Origin of the sequence: Luteibacter sp. UNCMF366Tsu5.1, assembly GCF_900119235.1 — a bacterium.
In the GTDB taxonomy this organism is placed as follows: Bacteria; Pseudomonadota; Gammaproteobacteria; order Xanthomonadales; family Rhodanobacteraceae; genus Luteibacter; species Luteibacter flocculans.
In genome coordinates, this window is sequence record NZ_FPIS01000002.1 from 619,205 (window position 1) to 641,713 (window position 22,509).

Here is a 22,509-nt window from a genome sequence, read left to right on the forward strand (position 1 = left end):
CTCCTTAGCGTTCGATCAGAAGCGGACGTTGGCGGTCAGCATCGCGGAGCGCGGTGTGCCCGGGGTGTAGCGGTAGCCGCTCTTGTTGATGGCTGCGACGTAGCGCTTGTCGAAGAGGTTATAGACGTTCAACTGGATGTCCAGGTGTCGATTGACCGGGTAGCTGGCCATCGCGTCGAACACCCAGTACGCCTTCGTGTAAGCGGGCGTGCCGACGGCGCCGTCGGTGCCGCGCTGCAGCTCACCGGAGTAACGCGCCCCGCCACCGACGGTAAGGTTGAACGGCAGGTGGTAGGTGGTCCATGCGGTGAAGGCACGCTTGGGCGTATAGGCCAGGTCGTCGGAACCGTTCTGGGTCACGTTGGTGCCTTTTTCCACGGTGGCATCCATCGTGGTGAAGCCCGCGCTTACCGCCCAGTCGTCCGTGATCTTGCCGAGCGCCGAAATCTCCACGCCCTGCACGCGCTTCTTGCCGATCTGGTAGTACAGCAGGTCGGTCGGATCCTGCACGAGTTCGTTGGTCACCGTCGTGCGATACAGCGCTGCGGTCAGCAGCAGCTTCTCGCCCAGCAGATCCCACTTCGTGCCGATCTCGGCGGTGCGCGCCTTTTGCGGGTCGAAGTTCGGGTTGTCGGCGCTGTTCGCGGACGACGACAGCGTGAGCGTGTTGCCGCCCGGCGGTTCCTGCGACTGTGCAAAGTTGACGTAGATGCTGCCGTTGGCCGCGGGCTTGTAGAGCACGCCCAGCTTGTAATTGACCAGGTTGTCGCTGATGGTGGTATCGACGCCGGGAACCGGCGTTCCGGTGGGCAGCCGGCCGCAGGCGGGAGCGCCGCGGGCGCCGCAGAGCACCAGGCTGTTGAAGTCGGTCTTGTAGTGATCGACGCGAACGCCTGCATTCACCTGCCAGTGTTCGCCGAACTTCACCGTGTCGAAGAAGTACGCCGCGGCGGTATTGGTCTTGCCTTCGCTGCGTGCGCCCGTCTCGCCGTAGTTCAAACCACCCACGTCCGAATACGGCCGGTAGAGGTTGGCCGCTGGCCAGTGGCTTCCGCCCAGCGCGCCCATGCCGATGGTCCGCGCCTGTTCCTGGGTGAGTTCGATGCCCGTGCTGATGTCCTGGGTGACTGCACCCGAACCGATGCTCGCCGTGAGGTTGGTCTGGTTCGTGGCGATCCGGTTGGACTGGTGCTTGAACGTCGGCAAGCTGCGCGCGATGGTCCAGGTGGACGGATCGGTCGGATTCGGCGTCAGCAGGTTGGCGGTCGAACCCATGAACGCGCTGAGCAGGTAATCCTGCGTGGTACGACCCCAGCGTGCGGTGTTGTGCAGCGCCACGTTCTCGTTGAAATCGTGCTCGACGATGACGGTGAACATGTCCTGGGTGACATGGTCGTGGTCCTGATTCGTGCCGTAGAAGTTGTCCGGGTCCACCTTGGGCGCGTTATTCAGGAAGGCTCGTGTATCGGGGCTGCTGTAGCCCGGCAGGCCGATCGTCGGTACGCCGCCGTCCGGCACGTTGTTTTGCTTGATGTGCAGGTAGTCGATGTATACGCGGGTGGGTGTGCCAAGGCCGAAGGCGAGCGACGGTGCGACGCCCCAGCGGTTGTTTTCCACCTGATCGCGGCCGTACACGCCGCTGTCCTGGCCCAGTACGTTCAAGCGGAACGCCGCATCGTTGCCCATCGACTGGTTCCAGTCGGCGGTGGCGCGGCGGCGCTGGCCGCTGCCGACCTGCACGGAGCCCGACATGCCATTGCCCAGCACCGGCTGCTTGGTGACGAGGTTCACGGCACCCGTGGGTGCGGTGCGGCCGTATTCGGTGCCGTCCGGACCCTTCGTGACTTCCACCTGCTCGATGTTGAAGATGTCGCGGGACACCGTGCCGAGATCGCGTGCACCGTCCACGAAGATGCTGCCCGAGGTATCGAAGCCGCGCATGTAGATCGAATCGCCCGTGTTGGTCGATCCGTTCTCGCCGACGTAGAAGGTACCGACGCCCGGGCTGTTGCGCAGCGCCTCGGTCAGCGTCGTGGCGCCCTGCTGCTGGATCAGCTCCTTGCCGATCACCTGGATCGTCTGCGTCGTGTCGAGCAGCGACTGGGTGAATTTGGGCGACGACACCTTGTCCACGCGATAGTCGCTGGAGCGATCGGCCTCCACCTGCATGCCGGGCAGCGCCTGCGCGTCATTGACCTTGGCTTGCTGAGGCGGCGCGAGATCGAGGGGAGCATCGGTCGCGGCGGCACCGTGTGCGAGAGTCAGGAGGACGGCGGCACCGACGGTGCGTGCGGCAGGAGCGGCATGCTTGCGGCTCTTGATGAAGGCCATGGGTTGTCCTTGAAGGCATGGATGGAAGAGGGCGGGAAAAAGGTGACGCCTGACATCCCGCATGGGCCACGCGCTGACACGCACCGATCCCCCTGCGAGGGCCGGCGACGCGCCTGATCCCCGACGGGCGGCATGATAAACAGAATGAGAACGATTCGCAATTATGCGATTGGCCGGACGGGAGGCCTTAGCCATGCTCAGCGGCCGCCGCCGCCCTGCAAGATGTACCTGTTAACTATTCGTCCAGGGAAGCGTGAAAGCCGCTTGCCGCTTAACCCAGCGCTGGGCCGCACAGGATGCACCGTGGCGGCACTCACAGAAGACGGGATCCTCATGACACTCGTAGCGGCATGGACAAGCAGACTTAGTGGCGGAAAGTTCTGGGACTATGGGCCAAAGATCTTCAGCATCGGCCGTAGTGACGCTGTAATCGCATTTGCCGGCGATACGTCGTGGACTTACCCCTTGATCGCTCAGGTTTCGTCTTACGTTGAGTCATTTGTTAACCTCCGAGATCGCACAATCGATCTCGCAGAGGCATACGAGCTAATACTTCGAATGCTCAACGATTCGCTCGACTTCGTATCCGAGCCGGCGCACCCATCTCTGACCGTGCCAGATTGCTCGTTCATCTTTGCGGGATACTCAGTCCGACGAAAAGGTTTTTTCGTTCGTCGAATAGTCTTTCATCCAGGTCGCGGTCGGTTTGAGAGCCGACGAGCCCGGGAGATTGGCGACGAATCCTTCTCGGTCATTGGTGATAAGGGACCAATCGCCGCATTAGCTCGCCTCGTTGCAGATCGCTTGAAGCTTGGTAAGGGAACTCGCGCGACGCTCGACATGGCTCCGGCAGAGGCGTTCTTCGAGATCATGTCCTCGAAGCGCTTCACGGAGATTGGCGGAGCGCCACAAGTGGCAAAGGTATACCAACACCTGAATCAGAACACTTCGGCGTCTACTGGTCTCCCGACAAGCCGGCAGACCAGCAACACATCTATCTCCGCGGCCGCCGCATTGGCAAATTCGATGTACTAGATCACCCTTGGGTATTCGATCCCTCGTCGTCCAAGCTCTTCTGGCACGGCTTCTCCCCGGAAGAGCGGCGAGCACTTGGAGATGTCGAGAATGCGGCCTAACCCCTCACTCAAGCGGTCCGGATCGCTTTGTCTCAGAGCTCAGCTCCGTCGAGGGCTTCCCCTGATCAATACCCGACGTCGAGGCTCAGAGAACCACACGCCGCAAATCTCCAACAGCCGCGTGATCCCATCGCCTCCATGAGCGAGCGCCCTCCGACCCAGTTCAGCCTGTCACAAACCGCCGCTTTGGCTGGCTCATAAGCGGCTGTTCGTGACGGGCTGATTCCGGGAGGGAGTTACATCAACGGCGACTGCATCTCCTTGAATCTGCATCTCAACCTCAGCGCAAGCGGTGATGCAGGGCGGACGCCGTGTCTTCGCGGCTGGCTTCGCGTTCATAAGTCCTAACCATACTCATGAGGAGGTTTGAGGAAACAAACGGATGTGAGATCTGCAGTACCTTGCTCCACGCTCGATACTTATCCGCCAATTCCCGCTCCTGGTCACCGCCCTTAGCTCACCAGTGAACACCTCGTGAGTTGTACAGGCCCGTGTGCGCGCCGCGCATCACGTCCTCAAGTTGCAGCTCCTCCATGACATCGCGGACAGGCTCGCAGGGCCAGACTCCATCCTCTCCGACAGGAGCGTTGGCCAAGAGTCCGCCTATGGATACATCAGCCACTTCCGTCCGATCGAGCTCTGCAGCCGTTTTTCTAACCGCTGTGATCCACTTCGCAAGTCGTCGTGCATCCAAGTTGCCCAGGTCATCATGGCCAGGGATTCGATGGATTGCCTCCAGCAGATGTGACCCACCCCCGATAACCGGGCCATCAGTCAGTAGAGATTCCGACCTTCTTACCCACCCCCGATTCCAAAGATCGGCCAGAGCGCAATCGTCGCTATTGACCAAAGTGCCAGGGGCGTAAGAATCTCGCGCAGGCCCATGTAGAGAAAGCTGATTGGCCCTAGAAGGAGCCGGTGCGCCACCCTGTTAACTCTCTCGCCCCCACCGAATTGGGGCGTCTCCGCAACTACCTGCTCGATCTTCAGAAGAAGAGCTCGAGAATTCACAAAGCAATTTATTGCCGCATCCTTGGCCCCAGAATGGACGATTTCACGGGCCGACACTATCAAGTACCTACTGAATCGGGGACATGCCAGACCATAGGATTTTCATTCCAAGACACGGGCGACGACAATGTTGAAAAAATTAATCGACATCATGAGCTCACCCGCCATCCCACTGCAGGGCTGTGCGCAAGGTATCTAGGAAGAGACGCGTGTCAGCAAAGTAATTTGGAAACGCTCGCTGTAGAGCTGCAGCATCGCTGACCGCAACCAACACAACATCCCCGCTCGCGCCCATTCGAGCTTCAGCCTCCACATATGCAGCTCGTGCGCGCTCCCCCTCATTCTTCATGAAACTGCGTACCTGTAGCCTGTCCGCCTGCAAGTCAAGCTCGAGAAGATAAGAGTTAGCAATGCCGTCAACTTCAGCTCGCTCTAGCGTCTCGCTGTAGCCTCGCAACCGCCTAAGCACGTCGAGTTCCAAAACGAGGGGCATCAACTCCTCCTGTATCTCCTCCAACGGCCGGTCGGCGGGCCACGAGGCCATCTCCATGGACGCAAACGCCTCACTAGCTAGCCGGAAAAACTCAAGCCATCGGGCGTTACCTTCACCAGCCTTGAAAGCCTCACCTTGGAAAAGACCAACGGTTTCAACAGCTGTCGCCCAAGCGTGCTGAATCTTAGTCCGAAGCTGAATTTCAATCCTTAAACCATCGTATGCCGCAGAGGCACCTCGGCCAGTGTACCTATAGACAAGGTGGATACCTCGGTACCCATCGTCTTTAGGTTCCCGAACGTAGTCCTTTTGCCCTACCAGCTCATGGCGCGAGCGCGAATTCTGGTACTGATATGTCAGTTCTTCGAGTGCTCCCAATTCGCTGACAATCGCTCGACAACCTCCTATGTCCTGCATGCGGTCGAGGTTCATACCAGGGAACCGTTTCAGTTTGGCCAACATCGAAGGTGCACGCTTAAGGCGTTGAGCGGTTAGAGCATCCGGATCCACTCGATGAGCCCGACCGCGCAAAGTCACTTGAAATGTATTCAGAGGGTACGCGTGTGCCGCGCGCCAGTTATTGAATATCGCCTCGGCCGCGAGCCATCTCAGTACTGGTCTTGGGTCGGGTTTTTCCCCAAGAAGTCGGCCAGTATCCGGGTGCTCCTCAAAGGCTAGAATCTCGCCCGCCCGCCGCACCTTCCTAAGAGAGTAGCGGGGCATTTCCCACGGCATCGGATATCACCTTATGCGTGACTAAAGCATGGATCCTAACCGATTGCTCATGCTGACCCCATAGCCTTGCGTCAGGATGCGATTGCTCATGGGCTTGAGATCACTCAAATGTTGCCTCGGTGGAAGACGCCTGCATGATCGATCAAAAGCTTCTGATTGGCTCCACCGTTCAGTTCGTATCCGCAAACAATCGCGGGACCAAGTTTGCTGAGTGGTGTATCGCCCACCTCCTTAAAGAGGCGGAACTTCGGCATGAAAGCCATGCTTGAGAGCTAGAGAGTGATCATAGCTCTAATGCCGCGAGCGTCCGGGCAGGATTAGCCGACGCACCGACACGGCCCGCCCGCGCGATGACTACAGCCCTATCTGCACTCAGGCCTTCACGCACAATCTGCGCGATCTTGGTAGATGCAACCGCACGGGTACCAATCCAGCCATCCCGAATCAGTTCGGCAAAAAGCGTGTTACTCATATAACGGCCTGCGTTCTCGAACGTGATCTGGCGTCCGCCCCGTGGCCCCTGTGCAGACGGGTCAGCCAAGATCGCCTGAATATGCTCCCGGGTGAGGTACATGCCTGGCAGCAAAGCCTCCGACAACACCTCCAACTGAACTCGCGAGCAGAGCTTAAAGAAAAAGCCGTCACCAGACAGACGGTATGCATTCATTCCATCTGCGACAACCCACTGGTCGGCCGTCAACTTGCGGAACGCATCCATGCGGGCCAGCTCTGCATCAAACCTTGCGTCTGGCCGATAGACAGCTGAATGCTCTGAAGCATCGTTACCTCGCTCCATGGATTTGTACTGCACCATCGTCCAAGCGTCGAACTCTTCGTGGAAGTAGAGCAAATCAACACCAAGCGCACGTTCCACAGCGGTCCTGTTGACATTAAATACTTCCAGCTTGCGCCCTCCTACTGAAAATACTGTTCCGACCACTGTGGGTCGGACCGCATCCGAGTCGGGGAACAAGGAGGCATCTCGGGCGATCAGCTGATCTTCAATCGTGTGCACTCCTTCAAGCCCATTGAGGAATGAGGTCAAACCAGCTCCCTCAGGTGCAGTCCAGCCCTGAAGACTACCCTTTCGTAGCTTGCCAGTTCGATCGAAAACATCGAGCGCCAATCCCACCGCATCACGCTGTTGCGCGACGACCTCAGTGCCCGGACGATCGATACGTTCTCGGCTTTGGTCCCTTAGGCGCTCCAACCTCTCCAGGGCTTGAAGAGCATCCGCGTCTATCTGCCCTACCGCTTCCTTAAGGGCCTTCCAGGTCCCAACCGGTACCGCCCCGCCTGAGCCTGAGCGGCTACTAATGATGTTTTGCTTGACCGATCTGCCTACTCGTTGCACCACGTCTGCTATTTGAATATTTGCAGGCACGATCTCCGTGAACTCGACACGCACCTTACCTGTGGCGACACGCTTACCCTTTCTAGCCAGCGCCCAATGACTGATCACACCTGGCGAAAATAGCAGCCCACAGACTTCCCACTGCCGAATAGGCCAGTCATCGCTACTTAGTGCGTCAGAAAAGCCATCTGCGAGATCTTGTACTTCTTGTAGAAAGTTATTACGACGCTCTTCGTCAAAGTGGATTAGATATCCAGCAGCAGGTTGTGACATTGAAGGTATCCTGGCTTTGCCTCAGTGACCAAACCGGTCTCTTTCTACTTAATCTTCTTTGATCGGTGCCTGATCGATCGTGATCAACATGCCATGGCATTTTGGGCACTGCGGACGCATATCGCTCGGTCCGACTCGTTTCCTGCCAACCTCAATGCGGTCTGGCGCTCGCTCGATGAAGCCTTCGTAGTGAGCTTCGTGCTGGAACCAATCGTTTTCTGACCTGATGCATACACCTACGTGCCCGCAACTATCGCAGGTGACTTTGTACCGCCAGTGATCCCAGGACATCGCTCTTCCTTGAACTGAGCAAACTCAGCGAGAAAATCGCGCGTGGTTCCGCTCAGTGCCTGTTTGCCACTGTTTGGCTGCCAGTGACGGCAGGATGAGTGCAATTGCACGGCGCGGGTGGCGCACTCGGCGCGCCGTCTACACCTCGCGGACCTCGCACACCCGGCTCCCCTTTGGGTCCTTGCGGACCAGCCTTGCCCTCGGGCCCGCGCAATAAGGCTCGTAGATCAGCATTCGAGCGAATCGCCTGCACCATTGGCGCTTCATTGGGGACCCGAAATGCAGCAAAAAACCCAAGGACGCTCAGAATTGCAAGTCCCCAAACGAAGTTGAGGATAGCTCTATGAGCAATTGCCATCTTGGTGACTTTTCGGTCCACCGATTCCTGATTCGCGTACAACTGCTCAACGACCGATTTAATATGTTGGCGCAGCCAATCTTCCTCTTTAACCGCCGACTCACGGACGAGGTCTAAAGCCCGTGAACGGCGATACGAACCTCTGGACTGGCCCATGATTGCCCAGCCAATAGCCATGCAAAGTTGAGCCACCAGGTACAAGGCTAGACAAGGAATCACCCACGCCAAGGGCCCAGCGGGCAAGCGGATCGTGCCCGCGGCCTGAGCAATGATGAGGCCCGTTGCCAACGTAGCAGCAATCGAGGTCAATCCCACGATGGTGCTCAGTCGAGTATCTACGCCCTTTCGCCGTTCATCATCGTCGTTTAACAACGTCCGAATGCGTTCCGAGGTGGCCGTCAATGTCTGAATGTCCGCGTTACTCAGTCGCGCTTCTACTTCTGCGAGTTCCGCCTGTCTTTTGTTATTCTGAGCAACGGTTGTACCCTTGGATAAGGGCGTAGCCCAAGGCACAAGGCAGTCCATCCACCATGATCCGCGCCACGGCTTACGTACCTTGCGAGGCGGTAGCGTTGACTGCGCTTGCGGTGGCGGAACACTACTCATGGGCCTATAAGCCAGTCCGCAACGGCCGAAGAAATACCCAACCCCAGCTGATCATCAAGCCAAAGCCACTGGCCACTCGGGTTGACCTCAAGAAAAACGTACTCACCGCTCGGCGTCCTCACTAAGTCAATGCATCCAAACGCAAGACCTAGGCGAATCATGAGTTGGTGCAACTTATCGAGCAACGGCTGCGGCAATTCCAGCCGCGAATGTGGCAACGCCGCATTTCCCGTCTTGCGCCAATCGACCACTGCCAAAGGATCGGTTTGAGAGTGGATTGCTGCTGCGAAGATCCTTCCACCCACCCAGGTTACGCGGACATCTACGTCCTTAGGTATCAACTCTTGGTAGATCGACGGCGTCCACTTGGCGTCGCTAAGCGCGTCAAGATGCTCGTCAGTGAGGAGCGAAGTAAAGATGGCGTATTCCTCGCCCTCCCGCCAAAAGTGCCCCGACCTTGCCGGCTTGACGATTGTGCGACCGAAGTGGGCATGCGCGCGGGCAATGGCATCCGGATCGTTGGAGATCAGGGTTCGAGGGATTGGTAGCCCGACTTCTTTGGCGATGCGCAGCTGAAACGGCTTAAATTCCGCCTCCCATACTGCTGCTGGATGGTTTAGCCATCGTGCGCTTTGCGCCATCAGCCCGCCCAGCAACGCCGCTCGATTCTCGCGAAGACAGAAGTCGTATATCCCTGGATCCATCGCCTCGGGCTTTTGAGGAGCTCGAATACGTCGATACCAAATAGTCGACGCGGCAATGCATTTCCCCTGGTACTGAAGTGTCGTCGCCCACTCACCGTGGAAATCGACCGACAGCGACGCATCGAACGGAAGCTCTTCAGTGTTTAAGCGCGCTACTTGCGCGCCGCGCTCGGACAATATGCGGACCACTTCGTCGGTGGCCGCATCTACGGCTGTACTGACAATCAAAACGTCCATGTCATCCGATATGGCGGCCATCTCCGTCTCGACGGATCGCGCTCGAGGCGAATGATGCGGCTGCTCTCGCCTCAAAGGTATCGACCCATTCCTGACCGGTCCAGATCTGCGACACTTTCCGCACCGGGTCGTACCGAAAAAGCTCCCTGCGTTCACTCGAAAGCTTCGTTGCTAAACGGGCGATGAGGGGAACGCAGGTTGCGTCAGACGTCATCAGTCGTTTCCATAACGACCTCTGTCGAGAGCGTGTCACGACTGACGATGACGCCATCGCGACGCCGCTCGACGGGTATGGGTGTTGCCTCTTCCAAAGCACCGAAGTAGTGCTTGTGCTGTTCCGCAAGATCGATCGTCGGCACCGCGCGACACATGATCAGGGGCATAGCTTGGTCGGCGCGACTAGTTGTCATCGGAGGTCTCCTGAGCGACTTTGGTGCATCGAGTGTGCATCGATAGAAGTGAGCCCTCAGAGTCCCTCAACACGCATGCGGGCAGTTCGTCATCGAGCGCACCACCATCAACAGGCATGATTCGCGCAATCGCGCCCCTTGCAATAAGTGGCATGGTCATCATCGATGTCCCCTGTAGCTCCTCTACGAATGGGTAGTCTGCGGCAGCGGAGACGTCCCATTCAACCCCCTTTTGTGAAGTCTACGCGGCTTGCTGCGTACAAACTTTGCCTACCAAAGTGCGGCAATCGCCCGGGAGAAATTCAGCTAAATCATTGATTCAACAGTCAATGGACAAACTTTGCTGTTAGCATCAAGCAAAGTACGAGCACGGCACGCGTCAGCGGAACCAACTTTGGTGCTCAGACCTGCACAGACTTTGCCGTCATGCCCAACCGCTTCGTGGGCTTCCCGCCGCGATAGCGGCTCCCAGAGAACCAAAAAAAAAAGGCGCCGCATATGCGGCGCCTTCAAACGTGCCTCAGATGAGAGGCGCGTTGCTTACCAGATCTTCACCTGCTTGTCGGCGGCGCGGATCATCTTCGCGTCCGGCTTGCACTGGAAGGCCGTGGCGAAGGCTTCCATGTTCGACGGCGCACCGATGGCACGCAGCGACGCCGGTGCATGCGGGTCGACGTTGAGGTACAGCATCGCCTGCTTCTCGCGGACACTGCCGCGCCACACGCGGGCCCAGTTGAGGAAGAAGCGCTGGTCCTGCGTATAGCCGTCGATCTTCGACTGCGCTTCCTGCGGGTTCTTCTTCAGGGCTTCCTGCAGGGCGTCGTAGGCGACGTTGAGGCCACCCAGGTCGGCGATGTTCTCGCCCAGGGTGAGCTTGCCGTTGACGTGCAGGTCAGGGCGGTCCTTGATCGGCGCGTACTCGTCGAACTGCGCCACGAGCTTGCCCGTGCGCTCGTCGAACTTGGCGCGGTCTTCCTTCGTCCACCAGTTCTTGTTGTTGCCTTCGCCGTCGAACTGGCTGCCCTCGTCGTCGAAGCCGTGGCTGGCCTCGTGACCGATCACCGCGCCGATGCCGCCGTAGTTGATGGCGTCGTCACCGTTGGCATCGAAGAACGGGGGCTGCAGGATCGCGGCCGGGAAGTTGATCGTGTTGTCGGTGGGGTTGTAGTACGCGTTGACGGTCTGCGGCGTCATGCCCCATTCGAGGCGGTCGGTCGGCTTGCCGATCTTGGCGATGTCGTAGTGGTAGTTGAACTTGCTGGCGGCTTCCACATTGCCGAAGTAGTTCTCACCGTTCACATCGAGGCCGGACCAGTCACGCCACTTGTCGGGGTAACCGATCTTCGGCAGGAAGGTGTTCCACTTCTGGATGGCTTTCTGCTTGGTCTCGTCGCTCATCCAGTCGAGCTTCTCGATGCGCGCCTTGAGGGCGTTGCGCACGTTGTCGACCAGTTCGTTCGCACGCTGCTTGGCTTCCGGCTTGAACACCTTGGCGACGTAAAGCTGGCCCAGGGCCTCGCCCATCGACGAGTTGACCGTGCCCAGCACGCGCTTCCAGCGCGGCTTCTGCTGCGGCTGACCGGCGAGGGTCTTGCCGTAGAAGTCGAACTTGTTGTCCTGGAACGCCTTGGACAGATACGGCGACGCGCTGTCGATGGCGTGGAAGCGCAGGTACGCCTGCCAGGTCGACACTGGCGTGGACGCCAGCATCTTGTCGAACTCCTTGAAGAACTTCGGCTGCGAGAGCGAGAAGCCCTTGTCCACCGTGACGCCCTGGGCAGCGAAGAACTTTTCCCAGTTGAAGTGCGGCGTGACCTTGTCGGCTTCGCTCACGGACACGAAGTGGTACTGGTTTTCCGGCGCACGCATTTCGACCGGGGCCAGCGAAGCGGCGGCGAGCTGCGTTTCAAACTTCATCACCTCGTCCGCCTGCTTCTTGGCGTCCTCTTCCGGCACGCCTGCGAGCGTCAGCGTCTTGGTGATGTAGGCGAGATAAGCCTTGCGGTTGTCCGCCTGCTTCGGATCGGTGTAGTAGTCCTTGGTGGGCAGGCCCAGACCATCCTGCGACGCATAGCCGATCTGCGTCTTGGCGTTCTGGAAATCCGCGCCCGCGCCGAAGCCGAACACGTAGCTGTTGCCTTCGTTGAAGCTGCTGTCGAGGAAATCGACGATGTCCTGCGTGGACTTCAGTGCATCGATCTTCGCGAGTTCAGGCTTGAGCGGTTCGACGCCGGCCTTCTCGATGGCATCCTCGTTCATGCCGGAGCGGTAGAGCAGGCCGATCTTCTGTTCGATCGAGCCGGGCTTCGCGTTCGCGGCGCCCTTGTCCATGGCATCGACGATGTCGTGCTGGGTGTTCAGGCTGTTCTCGGCCAACTGGTCGAAGGCGCCCCAGCGGGTGCGGTCTTCGGGAATCGGATTGGCAGCCACCCATTTCGCGTTGACGAAGCCGTTGAAGTCGTTGCAAGCATCGATGGTGGTGTCGAGGTCGGCAATGTTGAACGTCGGGCCGGCAGGCTTGGCTGCTGCGGTCGTCGTAGCGGCGGCCGGAGCCGTGCCGGACGACGCGGGCGCCGGCGGCGCCGTGCTGGCATCGTCGTGCTTGCTGCATGCCGTGCCGGCGAGTGCGACGCCGAGCGCCAGCGCGAGCGGCTTCAGGTACTGCTTGGTCATGGATGTCCCTCGTTACGTGGTGACTGGACGGCGCCCCCGGCGCCGTGGGGTCCGAGCATAGCCCCTGTGACTCCGGTGCAGGGCCGACTGTGACGAAAGTCATGGTCGGGTGCGGGCTCCGCCGGTCGGTACACCCACGGCGCCGTCAGCGGTCGCCATCGTCAGTCCGGGGTGCCTACCGGCAGTGCCCACATGCGGACGCGGGCTAAGGTCGCGGCCTTTGTCTTCGCTTGCATGGACCTCTGCGATGAATCGACTGTCGTCAACTTCCCGAGCTTGCTTGGCAAGCATGTTGTGTGCCGCGACTGCGGGCGCACTCGTTGCCGCTCCCACACCCATCCCCCGCGCCTCCGTGCCCTCGTTTGCGAACGAGCCGTCTTACAAAGTCGCCGGCATCGACGAGTTGCACCAGACGCCGGTGGCTCCTCGGTTCGCTACGGCGGCCGATCTAGACCTCTTCCAGCAGATGTCGATGAAAGCTCAGGCCACGCCATTGCCGGAAGCTCGTCGCATCGCCAAGGCGCTTATCGAGGAAACGCTACACCTCGACGGGGACCTCTACGTGGTCGCGCATTTCGCCAGCGCAGCGGATCGCGCCCGTGGCGTACCCGACCGTGCTCTTCTCTTGACCGACGCCTTGATGGAGGCATTTCCGGACCACTCGCGCCATAGCTTCTTTGCGGGGCTCGCCGACGCGGTGGGTGGCGTTCTGAACGGCGGCGCCAAAAGTCCCAGCATCGTGCAATTCCTCGAAAACACGTGGAACAGCGAGAGCGTTGGAGATCTGTTCAAGAAGGTGGGGTTGCTCCTCTGGAGCAGACTTGGCCCGGTCTATTTCTACAACACCTTCCTGGCCGAGGGGAACGTGATCGATACGGTCAGCGAGGATGCGCGCTCGCTGGACGATGCCTTTGGCATCTTCCGAGTGGGTGGTTTTATGGCCGAGCACGAGGCGCCGCTCCAGCTTTCGCAACTGGTCGAACAGTTCGGTAAGCCGAGCACGTTTGCGGAGCTTCCTTTTGTCCGCCGGTTGGATGACGCAATCGATGACTACTGGCAGAGCAATCGGGCCGACTGGCCTGTGCTTGCACGGTATGCCTTCGTGCAGCAGGCGCGGGAGGCACGCGCCATGGGTCACCTGACAGACGCCCAGTATCGATCGGTGATGCAGGGCGCCGCGCCGCACGTTCCTCTGGCAGGGCCCATCTCATTGGCGGCGCTGCAGAGCGCGCCGCCGGAGGGGCCGGTGATCGTCCGTCGCTTCGATATCAACGGCTATGCCGCGACCGATCTCATCCGCTTCGTTGCGCCGGACGGGAGCGAGGTGATGTACGTGCCGGGCGGCGATCCGGCGTTCGTCACGGCCCGTAGCGAGCGGGACCTCCGTCGCTGGGCAGGGGCGCAGGCGAACGCTCAGGACACGCTCGATGCGTTGCTCTCGCACTTCTCGATCTACGACGGCCAGGACGGCGTGTACCGGGAGGGTGTGAAACAGGGGCTGGAACGTCTGCGCAGCAAGGGAGGGCAGGGCGGCAAGATGGCCGCTCACGTCAGTGCCCTCATCGTCGGCGACGTCTTCGACGACATGCGGAAGCAAGTGGAGCAGCGGCTGCGTGTCGACGCGGAGACGCAGGCAAGCACCGCCTGGGAAGCGTGGCGCGCCACGATCAACCGCGCTTTGATAGCGGCGCAGCCGCTGGGCTATATCCCGCGAATCGCTGTGCCGATCCAGCTGATTACCGGCGTGGTCAGCGCGGCCATCGGGATAGAACAGAGCATCAACGGTCGCACGTTCGAACAACGCAAAGCGGGTGCGGAACAGGTGGCGACGACGATCATAACGGCGGTGCCGCTCGGCGCCGCCTTCGGCGGCATGGTGCGCGGCGGCGGCCCGCGTTTTCGTGCGCCGCAGCGAGTGAATGGCCGGATCGGCTATCCGCTCAGCCCGATCGTGCCGCCCGGCTGGCGGACCGCGCTGACAAACCGTCTTTACCTTCGACGGGATGGTTTGCCGAGTCGCTGGGTCGCATCCGACGCGAGGCGCTTGGTGGACAAGCTCCCCAGCGGTGCCGTGGAGCGTGCGGACGGGGTTTTCATGCATGGCAGTCGTCGCTTCATCACGCTTCCCGTCTGGGGCAGAGGCCTGCGAACGGTGCCCATCGTTGCCGACAGCGAGGGCTACAGGATACGGCTCGACGACGACAGCGCGGGACCGCTGGTCGAACGAAAGGCGGATGGCACGTGGCAGCTCGCCTTCAACGAACGAAATTATCTTGACGGCAGTATCCTGGCCGAATTGGTGAGTCCTGAGATCACGACCGATCCGATGGCACTGAACAGCGCCGCGGGAGTGCTTTGGCAATGGGGATCGTCGGAAACGGCGCTCGCGGAGGCGCATCTGGCAAACCCGGACGCGTCGTCGGCAAACCCCTTGCTGACGCTGGCCCTCGGACATGGCGTCATCGAGACGCTGGCCCGTCGCCTTCGTCATCCGTCCGGCACGTCATGGTCCGCCCGGGAAGTGGCGCTGCTGGCCCCGAGCCTCGCGCGTGTGGCGGACACGCCGCTAGCGCTTTACCGGCCGGATGCAAGTTTCGAACTGGGTGTGCGGCCGGATGGCACCGCTTTTACTCGTCAGAACGTTCCGGCTGACGCATTGCATCTTCAGCGTCGACAGGACGGCTACGCCGTGCTCGCCGACCCGCGTCGCCCCGGCGTGCCTGGCACCTACACGTCCGTTTTCTCCGCGATCGCGGAAATGCCGTTCTTTGCCGGCGAGCGACGCAGCATGACGGCGGCTCAACGGGAAGCCGACCTCCGGATGCAGATGGCGGATGCGATCGACGCGCGATCGACGCGCCCCGAACTCCAGCGCATGCATCGGCTCTGGATCGATCCGATGCTGCCGTCGCGGCGGCAGGGCCAGGTATTGAAGCGGATATCGCGTTTGCGTCATGCGCTGATGGATCGTCATGAAGGGTTGACGGAGGACCAGCAACGCTGGCTTCGTCGCGCGGGAGGAGATCTGGGCGACCGGGCCCCCGAGAACGTCGCGGACGACCCCTCCGCCCTGATTCGCCTGTTGCCGACCGTCGTAAAAGCGGAAAGCGCACTGTTGCCCGAGGGCCTGGCGCATTTGGTCGTGAATGAGCCTTCCGTCATCGCCCATGGCAATGCAACGGCGGATGCGTGGATCTTCGAAGGTCGCCACTACGTGCGGCTTAGGCATCTCGACGGACAGACGCAGGTCGTGGAGACGTCGATGGACGGCGGAGGGTATCGCGAGATTCTTCGGCCAGGTGACGCACCCGATCGCGCCTCGGGTCGTTTCGTGGTCGAACGCGACGGCCTGTGGTATCCCGAGACAGAACTGGCCGACGGTTTCGCGCCGGTGGATCCGGCCGAATACGTGGGGCTTCTCGCTGCGATCACCGAGAAGCTGCCGCAGGCGATGCGGGACGACCTGGACAGCATCGCGCGCATCGTCGATACGGTACCCGGTCCGTTGGTGCGTTTCGTTCGGCGGGGGCTCGCCTCCGTTGACGTGTCGGCCGACGGTGGCCTCGTCCTGACGGTCCGGCATTCGGGCCTGGGCGATTGGATGCGATACTTCACCCACGTAGACATGCAGGGCCGACCTGTGCCCAGCGCCTCGTCGCATGCCACGGAACTCGGCATGTCCGTGCTGCGCCAGGACGACAAGCGGCTGGTCCTGACGGTTCCGCGGAGTACCAGCCCCGCCGAGGCGCGCTCCCTCTCTGCCATCAACTGGTCGGCGTACCAGCGACTGCTGCAGGCAGAGTCGCCCGTCAGTAGCTTCATGGCTCGCGGCGTCGGTGATCGCCATGTCAGCACGCTGGTGAACACGCGGCGTCTGCGCGGCATGCTGCGCGAGGACGCACACATCGCTGTCGTTGGCGCCACACCCGGCCACGTGATGACCTTGGTCATGCCGGTGAATGCCGAGAGCCTGAGTGTTGCCGGCTCCGGTCCGGAAAGCGGACGACTCATCGCCGACCTGCCGGCGGACACGATCATCTTTGATGAGATGTTCAGAGTGCGCGCCTACGCTACGGACTACGCCAGGCAAGTGCGCGAGCGCGCGCTGGCGTGGCAGGCATCGGGCATCAAGATGAAACGCTTCGATCCGGCTGGACCTGAGATCGAAGAGTCGCCGGTGACCTTCGCCGAGCGCGTACTTTCGTCGCCTGTCTCGGCCAACCTCTGGAGCCCGGCAAACGATCCGATTTCCGAGGTTCACTACGTGGCGTACATGCGTAACCGCTACGCGACCCACGCGCCGATCGTGCGTGCCGGCGTCGACTGGCTGCAGACACGCGCTGCCCGGCGCGATTACATGAGCTACTTCGCGCCGCCCTTCGACGTGTTTCCCGATGGGCAGCTTCCACCGTCGCACGATGTGCAGGCGCAGCGGATGCACGACCTCACGGATCTGGCGGTTACGGTCGAATTCTCCGCGGTCGGAGCGCCGGGTGCGCCAACCTCATCGTTGGGTGAACTGGTCTCCGACCGCCCCAAGGAGCCTGTGAGGGCAGCCGGGGGGTGATGGCGGGACCGCGGCGGCGCGCGAGGGACTGTGATCGGCATCATGCCTGGTGACATTTCGCAAGAACTCGCGACCGATGTCCACGCACTGTCATTTTTGCTTCCTACGCTGAGCGAGTCCGCAGACAGGGGTGCGGCACATGCAGCCGGTCGGTTCACTTCGAGGAGCATCTGTCATGCGCAAGCTACTGGCCGCGGGCGTCGCCTGCGTGCTCACCCTTTCCGCCGCGTCCATCGTCGCGGCGCAACAGGTCGTCGAGACGCCTGCCGAGGCGTCTTCCGCCTTCGGCTTCGGTCATGGTGGCCATGGCCATGACGGCGTGCGCACCGCCACGCCGATCAAGCATCTGGTGGTGATCTTTCAAGAGAACGTGTCGTTCGATCACTACTTCGGCACCTACCCGTTTGCCGAGAATCCCAGCGGCGAGCCCGCGTTTTACGCGCGACCGTTCACACCGCCGGTGAACGGATTGACCCATCGCCTGCTTACCCGCAATCCGAACGCAGGCAATGCCGCCAACGGCGACGGCGCGATCAACCCGTTCCGCCTCGCTCGTGCGCAGGCGGCCACGGCCGACCAGGATCATGGCTACACCGCCGAACAGCGTGCCTTTGACGGCGGCAGGATGGATCTCTTCCCGCAGTACACCGGTCGTGGCGAAATGCTTCCGGGCGGCGATCCCTCTCAGGAGGGCAAGGGCCAGGTCATGGGCTATTACGACGGCAACACCGTCACGGCGCTGTGGAACTACGCCCAACACTTCGCGATGAGCGACAACAGCTACGGCACCACCTTCGGTCCGTCGTCGCCCGGTGCGCTCAACCTTATCGCCGGCCAGACCGCTGGCGTGATCGATACCTTGAACGGCACGGGCGCCACCACAGACGACGGTCATGGCGGACTGACGATGATCGGCGACCCCGATCCCATCGGCGACGTCTGCTCCTCGCCCACGGCCAGCCAGGTCACGATGGGGGGCCGCAACATCGGCGACCTGCTCAACGACCGCGGCATCACCTGGGGCTGGTTCCAGGGTGGCTTCGACCTCACGCGTACCAACCCCGACGGCAGCACCGGCTGCGCACGTCGTACGCTGTCGCAGGTCACCCACAGCACGTCCAACGACTACAGCCCACATCACGCGCCGTTCCAGTACTACCCGTCCACCGCGAACCCAACGCATGCGCGCCCGGCATCGATCGCCGCCATCGGCCACAGCGGCGATGCGGCGAATCATCAGTACGACATCGACGACTTCTACGATGCGCTCGACGCAGGCAACCTTCCGGCGGTGAGCTTTCTCAAGGCGCCTGCCTATCAGGACGGCCACGCCGGCTACTCGGATCCGCTCGACGAGCAAGCCTTCATCGTGCACGTGATCAATGCGCTTCAGCGCAGCGGCGATTGGCAGGACACGGCGGTGGTGATTGCCTATGACGACTCGGATGGCTGGTACGACCATCAGGAGCCGCCGCACGTGAACGGTTCGCAAGGCAGCACCGATGCACTCGATGGTCCGGGCCTCTGCAAGGGTCGCGCCGTGCTGCCCGGCCTGGACGGCAAGACGCCGGCTCAGGGGCGTTGCGGCTTTGGCCCGCGCCTGCCGCTGATGGTGATCTCGCCATGGGCACGAGAAAACACGGTGGACCACAGCGTGACCGACCAAAGCTCCATCACGCGATTCATTGAAGACAACTGGCTCGACGGCAAGCGTATCGGCGGCGGGTCCAGCGATGCGCAGGCGGGGAGCCTGGACGGCATGTTCGATTTCTTCCTGCCGCGCCTGTTCGACCGCAGGCTGATTCTCGACGAATCCACCGGTCAACCGAAGCAACCCGTGGGTTGGCCGTACTGGCCGATCGGAAAGGGTGGGCATGGTTGATCGCCGCCGTTTCCTGATAACGGCGGGTTGGACGGCTGCGGCGGGATGTCTCCCGCCGCAGCTGTTCGCGCATGACATGCGTGCCATGAAACCCGCAGCCTCCGGGCAGGTGGGCAACGCGTTGTGCATGCATGCCATGGGCGACACCAGCCATCTACCGGGGCTGGTCGATCCCGCGACGCTCACGCCCTTCGTCGACGCCTTGCCCATTCCGCCCGTGCTCCATGCCGAGAGCGGAAAGCCCTTGCACGTGCGCATGGCGGCCTCGGAACAGAAACTGCACCGCGATCTTCCACCGACGACGCTCTGGACATACGGCGGCACCTATCCCGGTCCAACGATCGAGGCGCGCAGTGGGCAGCCGATCGAGGTGACCTGGGAGAACGCGCTGCCGACGAAGCACTTCCTGCCCATCGATCACGCCATCTGCGGCGCGGAGGCGGACAAACCGGACGTTCGCGCGATCGTCCACCTGCACGGTGCCAAGGTGCCGCACAAGGACGATGGCTTTCCAGAGGACTGGTACGTGTCCGGCGTATCGCGCAGGCATCGCTATCCGAACGCGCAGGACGCGGCGACGCTGTGGTACCACGACCATGCGATGGGCATCAATCGGCTGAACATGTATGCCGGGCTGATGGGGCTGTACCTGCTTCGCGACGAACACGAAGCTGCGCTCGGACTGCCGTCCGGCGAACAGGAACTACCGCTGGTGCTCGCGGACCGCCTGCTTCGACGCGACGGACGCCTGTATTACCCCGATTCGGGCGATGCCAAAGCCCCCTGGGTGCCGGAAGTCTTCGGCAATCTCACGCTGGTGAACGGCGCTGTGCTGCCTCGCGCCGACGTGCAGGCGCGGCGTTATCGCCTGCGCGTGCTGAACGCGGCGAACGGACGCTTCTATCACCTGCGCTTTCGTGACCGGCGACCGTTTCAGGTCATCGGTTCGGATCAGGGCCTGCTCGCCGCACCGGCGAGCATGACGTCGCTGTTCCTCGCGCCAGGCGAGCGCGCCGACATCGTCGTCGACTTCAGCGGGGCGGGCGGCTCGACGGCCGAACTGATGAATGACGCGCTGCCGTTCATGCGTTTCGCTGTTCGGCAGGGCGCGGTACGCGACGAGAGCCGCGTGCCGACGGTACTTCGCGAACTGCCGCGGGTCACCGCATCGACGGCATCGCGCACGCGCGAGTTGACCCTGGACGAATACAGCGATTGCATCGCGACGCCCATGTTGATGCTGCTGAACGGCAAGCGATGGCACGAGCCGGTGACGGAAACGGTAACCCTGGGCAGCACGGAAATGTGGAACCTCGTGAACCTGACCGAGGATACCCATCCGATTCATCTGCACTTGGTGCGCTTCCAGATCCTGGATCGTCGCCCGTACGACGTGGACGAATACATGGAAAAGAAGACCCTGCGTTACGTGGGGCCGGCGCAGGAACCGCCGCCGCACGAGCGTGGCTGGAAGGACGTGGTACAGGCGTATCCGGGCATGGTCACCCGCATCGTGGCGACCTTCGACGGTTATGCAGGCCGTTATGCCTGGCATTGCCATCTCGCCGAACACGAAGCCAACGAGATGATGCGACCCTTCGACGTCGTCGCCGGGTAACGCCGCGGCTAGCGCGCTTCGCTGCGAAGTGCCGCCTGCCGCGCCGTGGCGTCGAGGCGAAGGATGGGATAGGCGCCCACTTTCTGTGCCGTGTACCACGGGCTGCGTTCGAAAAAGAACGACAGCCGTGCGCGCGGGCTCGCGGCAAAGGCCGGGTCGCTATGGAGCCTGGCATCGAACGCCGCCTTCAGCGAGGGATCTTTCGCCAGCATCTCGCGGGCCAGGGCTTCGAGCACGCGAGGCTCGCCGTATTCCTTCGGCTCGAAGATGGCATCGAGGTAGCCCCAGCGCAGCAACGAGTCCGGCGCGCGTGCGTCGAGCAGGTTCAGCACAAGCACGGCGTCGGCCTGGTCGGCGCGCACGATGACGGTGCCGGCCGGTAGATCCACCGTGGTGGGCGTGGGTGAGATCGTCACGTCCTTGAGCATGTGATGCCCTTCGAACGGCTTCTCGGACCACGTGGGTTGCGAGAGCTGATCCTGCGTGACCGCCACGTGCGTTGCGGCCGTTGTGCGGGTGTAGGGAATGCCGTGGGCGTCGAGGCGTTCGATCACAACCGTCCACTGCGGCGGAATGGCCCAGGCGGCAGGCAGTGGCGCAGTCACATCCGGCAGCAGGTCGTTCCAGCTCTGGATGGCGTACGTCTTCTTGATCGTCGGGTCGTAGCGCACCCAGGTGTCGCCCGAGATGTCGCTGGCCGTCTGGGTGAATGCATAGCCTTTCAGCGTGAACGGCTTCGAACGCGGGTCTTCCTTGAAGGTGACGGGCAGCGCGGCATCCGGCTTTGCCGACTGCGCGGCTGCCCAGGCGTCGGCGTCGCGCGAGGCCTTCAACAGTGCGGCCGGATCGCGGTTCACGGTTTCGAACACGCTGCGCAACACGTCATAGGTGGCGCGTACGCGCACCTCGTAGGACTTGAGCATGTGTGTTTCGATCAGCAGCCCCGCACGGTTGCGGATGGCGGCATAACCCGTCGAGAAACGTGGCCCTGAGCCGAAGTTGGCAATGCCCTTGGTGATGTCGCGACCGTCGCGGAACTCGAGATAGGGCGACGCGAGATGACCGAACGCTTCGTAACGGGGCATGACGTCGTTGGCATAGGCTTTCGCCTGCCACGCGGCAATCGAAGGCGGTAGCTTGTGGGCATCCTCGGCATACCAGGTAAGGTCGTACTGGTAATCCGCACCATCGGTGGTATGGATGTCGACCAGCAGGTCCGGTCGCCATGCGTTCCACAGTGTTAGCCAGGCCCGCGTTTCCGGCGCGTCGGCCTTGACGTAGTCGCGATTGAGATTCAGATACTGCGACTGGCCGCGGAATCCCATTTCCTCCGGTCCGTTCTGATTGATCCGGAAATAGGGCCCTGAGTTTTCGTGTCCATCCACGCTGTAGACGGGGATATAGACCAGCACCGCATGTTCGAGGAGGTGGGGGAGGCGACCCATCTTGGCGAAGTCGCGCAGCAGCATGAGGCCCGCGTCCTTGCCTTCGATCTCGCCAGGGTGGATGCCTGCCTGGACCAACACGATCGGTTTGCCCGCTGCGCGGGCACGTTCCGGCGTGAGATCCCCGTCCGTCGCCGCGATCACCACGGTCATCGGTCGCCCTTCCGGCGTGGTGCCGAAGGTTTCCAGGCGAATCGTGTCCGGCGACGCCATGGCGAGTCGGCGCAGGAATGCCTGAGTTTCCGCATACGACGGCGTTTTGTGGAACCCGTACGCCTCGGCGGGCGTGGTCCAGGTGTCTTTCGCATGGATCGTCATGGGGGCCACCGCGATCAGGGCGAGGAGGAGGCGTGCGGGGAACGTCGCAGGCATGAACACCTTCCGG

At 61.6% G+C, this 22,509-nt stretch carries 13 protein-coding genes; 5 read left to right on the forward strand and 8 right to left on the reverse strand.

All coding sequences use genetic code 11. The features are described 5' to 3' along the window. Positions 1-15 precede the first annotated feature (15 nt). Entirely contained in the window at positions 16-2,331 is a 2,316-nt protein-coding gene (locus BT115_RS12025) for a catecholate siderophore receptor Fiu (RefSeq protein WP_072322824.1), read from the reverse strand. A gap of 303 nt (positions 2,332-2,634) precedes the next feature. On the opposite strand from BT115_RS12025, the gene BT115_RS12030 reads away from it, so the two are divergent. Further along, on the forward strand, positions 2,635-3,366 hold the full coding sequence (locus BT115_RS12030; RefSeq protein WP_072322825.1) for a hypothetical protein: 732 nt from the start codon (positions 2,635-2,637) through the stop codon (positions 3,364-3,366). Positions 3,367-4,635: 1,269 nt separating this feature from the next. Here BT115_RS12030 and BT115_RS12045 read toward each other — a convergent pair. From BT115_RS12045 to BT115_RS12050, 3 genes are all read right to left on the reverse strand, one after another. Next, positions 4,636-5,706 carry a RelA/SpoT domain-containing protein gene (locus tag BT115_RS12045; RefSeq protein WP_072322828.1) on the reverse strand — a complete coding sequence of 357 codons (1,071 nt, stop codon included), beginning with the start codon at positions 5,704-5,706 and terminating at the stop codon, positions 4,636-4,638. Positions 5,707-5,810: 104 nt separating this feature from the next. Further along, entirely contained in the window at positions 5,811-5,960 is a 150-nt protein-coding gene (locus tag BT115_RS18665) for a hypothetical protein (protein WP_177257405.1), read from the reverse strand. 29 nt (positions 5,961-5,989) lie between these two features. After that, on the reverse strand, positions 5,990-7,333 hold the full coding sequence (locus BT115_RS12050; protein WP_143144545.1) for a hypothetical protein: 1,344 nt from the start codon (positions 7,331-7,333) through the stop codon (positions 5,990-5,992). 24 nt (positions 7,334-7,357) lie between these two features. Here BT115_RS12050 and BT115_RS18470 point away from each other — a divergent pair, with 24 nt between their 5' ends. Continuing rightward, on the forward strand, positions 7,358-7,555 hold the full coding sequence (locus tag BT115_RS18470) for a hypothetical protein (protein ID WP_143144546.1): 198 nt from the start codon (positions 7,358-7,360) through the stop codon (positions 7,553-7,555). Positions 7,556-8,584: 1,029 nt separating this feature from the next. On the opposite strand, the gene BT115_RS12055 is transcribed toward BT115_RS18470, so the two are convergent. The 3 genes from BT115_RS12055 to BT115_RS12065 all read right to left on the reverse strand — a co-directional run bounded on the left by BT115_RS12055 (position 8,585) and on the right by BT115_RS12065 (position 12,612). Further along, positions 8,585-9,529 carry an MvdC/MvdD family ATP grasp protein gene (locus BT115_RS12055; RefSeq protein WP_143144547.1) on the reverse strand — a complete coding sequence of 315 codons (945 nt, stop codon included), beginning with the start codon at positions 9,527-9,529 and terminating at the stop codon, positions 8,585-8,587. 203 nt (positions 9,530-9,732) lie between these two features. Beyond that, entirely contained in the window at positions 9,733-9,939 is a 207-nt protein-coding gene (locus tag BT115_RS12060) for a hypothetical protein (RefSeq protein WP_072322831.1), read from the reverse strand. A gap of 540 nt (positions 9,940-10,479) precedes the next feature. After that, positions 10,480-12,612: a M13 family metallopeptidase gene (locus tag BT115_RS12065; protein ID WP_072322832.1), complete on the reverse strand. Its 2,133-nt coding sequence runs from the start codon at positions 12,610-12,612 to the stop codon at positions 10,480-10,482. A gap of 289 nt (positions 12,613-12,901) precedes the next feature. Between BT115_RS12065 and BT115_RS12070 the strand changes: the two genes are divergently transcribed. The 3 genes from BT115_RS12070 (at position 12,902) to BT115_RS12080 (ending at position 20,679) form a co-directional block, all read left to right on the forward strand. Further along, on the forward strand, positions 12,902-17,179 hold the full coding sequence (locus BT115_RS12070; protein WP_072322833.1) for a dermonecrotic toxin domain-containing protein: 4,278 nt from the start codon (positions 12,902-12,904) through the stop codon (positions 17,177-17,179). 175 nt (positions 17,180-17,354) lie between these two features. After that, positions 17,355-19,061: a phospholipase C gene (locus BT115_RS12075; protein ID WP_143144549.1), complete on the forward strand. Its 1,707-nt coding sequence runs from the start codon at positions 17,355-17,357 to the stop codon at positions 19,059-19,061. Continuing rightward, entirely contained in the window at positions 19,054-20,679 is a 1,626-nt protein-coding gene (locus tag BT115_RS12080; RefSeq protein ID WP_072322834.1) for a multicopper oxidase family protein, read from the forward strand. The genes BT115_RS12075 and BT115_RS12080 overlap by 8 nt, the downstream gene beginning before the upstream one ends. Before the next feature lie 8 nt (positions 20,680-20,687). Here the strand turns inward: BT115_RS12080 and BT115_RS12085 are convergent, their stop codons facing one another. Next, a complete protein-coding gene (locus BT115_RS12085) occupies positions 20,688-22,496 on the reverse strand; it encodes a M14 family metallopeptidase (RefSeq protein WP_072323188.1) in 1,809 nt (602 codons plus the stop codon). Positions 22,497-22,509: the final 13 nt, after the last annotated feature.

What these genes read in the sequence shown, in the direction of transcription:
- BT115_RS12025 (WP_072322824.1), bottom strand. Translation starts at nt 2,331, where the DNA reads ATGGCCTTCATCAAGAGCCGCAAGCATGCCGCTCCTGCCGCACGCACC.
- BT115_RS12045 (WP_072322828.1), bottom strand. Translation starts at nt 5,706, where the DNA reads ATGCCGTGGGAAATGCCCCGCTACTCTCTTAGGAAGGTGCGGCGGGCG.
- BT115_RS18665 (WP_177257405.1), bottom strand. Translation starts at nt 5,960, where the DNA reads ATGCCGAAGTTCCGCCTCTTTAAGGAGGTGGGCGATACACCACTCAGC.
- BT115_RS12050 (WP_143144545.1), bottom strand. Translation starts at nt 7,333, where the DNA reads ATGTCACAACCTGCTGCTGGATATCTAATCCACTTTGACGAAGAGCGT.
- BT115_RS12055 (WP_143144547.1), bottom strand. Translation starts at nt 9,529, where the DNA reads ATGGACGTTTTGATTGTCAGTACAGCCGTAGATGCGGCCACCGACGAA.
- BT115_RS12060 (WP_072322831.1), bottom strand. Translation starts at nt 9,939, where the DNA reads ATGACAACTAGTCGCGCCGACCAAGCTATGCCCCTGATCATGTGTCGC.
- BT115_RS12065 (WP_072322832.1), bottom strand. Translation starts at nt 12,612, where the DNA reads ATGACCAAGCAGTACCTGAAGCCGCTCGCGCTGGCGCTCGGCGTCGCA.
- BT115_RS12070 (WP_072322833.1), top strand. Translation starts at nt 12,902, where the DNA reads ATGTTGTGTGCCGCGACTGCGGGCGCACTCGTTGCCGCTCCCACACCC.
- BT115_RS12075 (WP_143144549.1), top strand. Translation starts at nt 17,355, where the DNA reads ATGCGCAAGCTACTGGCCGCGGGCGTCGCCTGCGTGCTCACCCTTTCC.
- BT115_RS12080 (WP_072322834.1), top strand. Translation starts at nt 19,054, where the DNA reads ATGGTTGATCGCCGCCGTTTCCTGATAACGGCGGGTTGGACGGCTGCG.
- BT115_RS12085 (WP_072323188.1), bottom strand. Translation starts at nt 22,496, where the DNA reads ATGCCTGCGACGTTCCCCGCACGCCTCCTCCTCGCCCTGATCGCGGTG.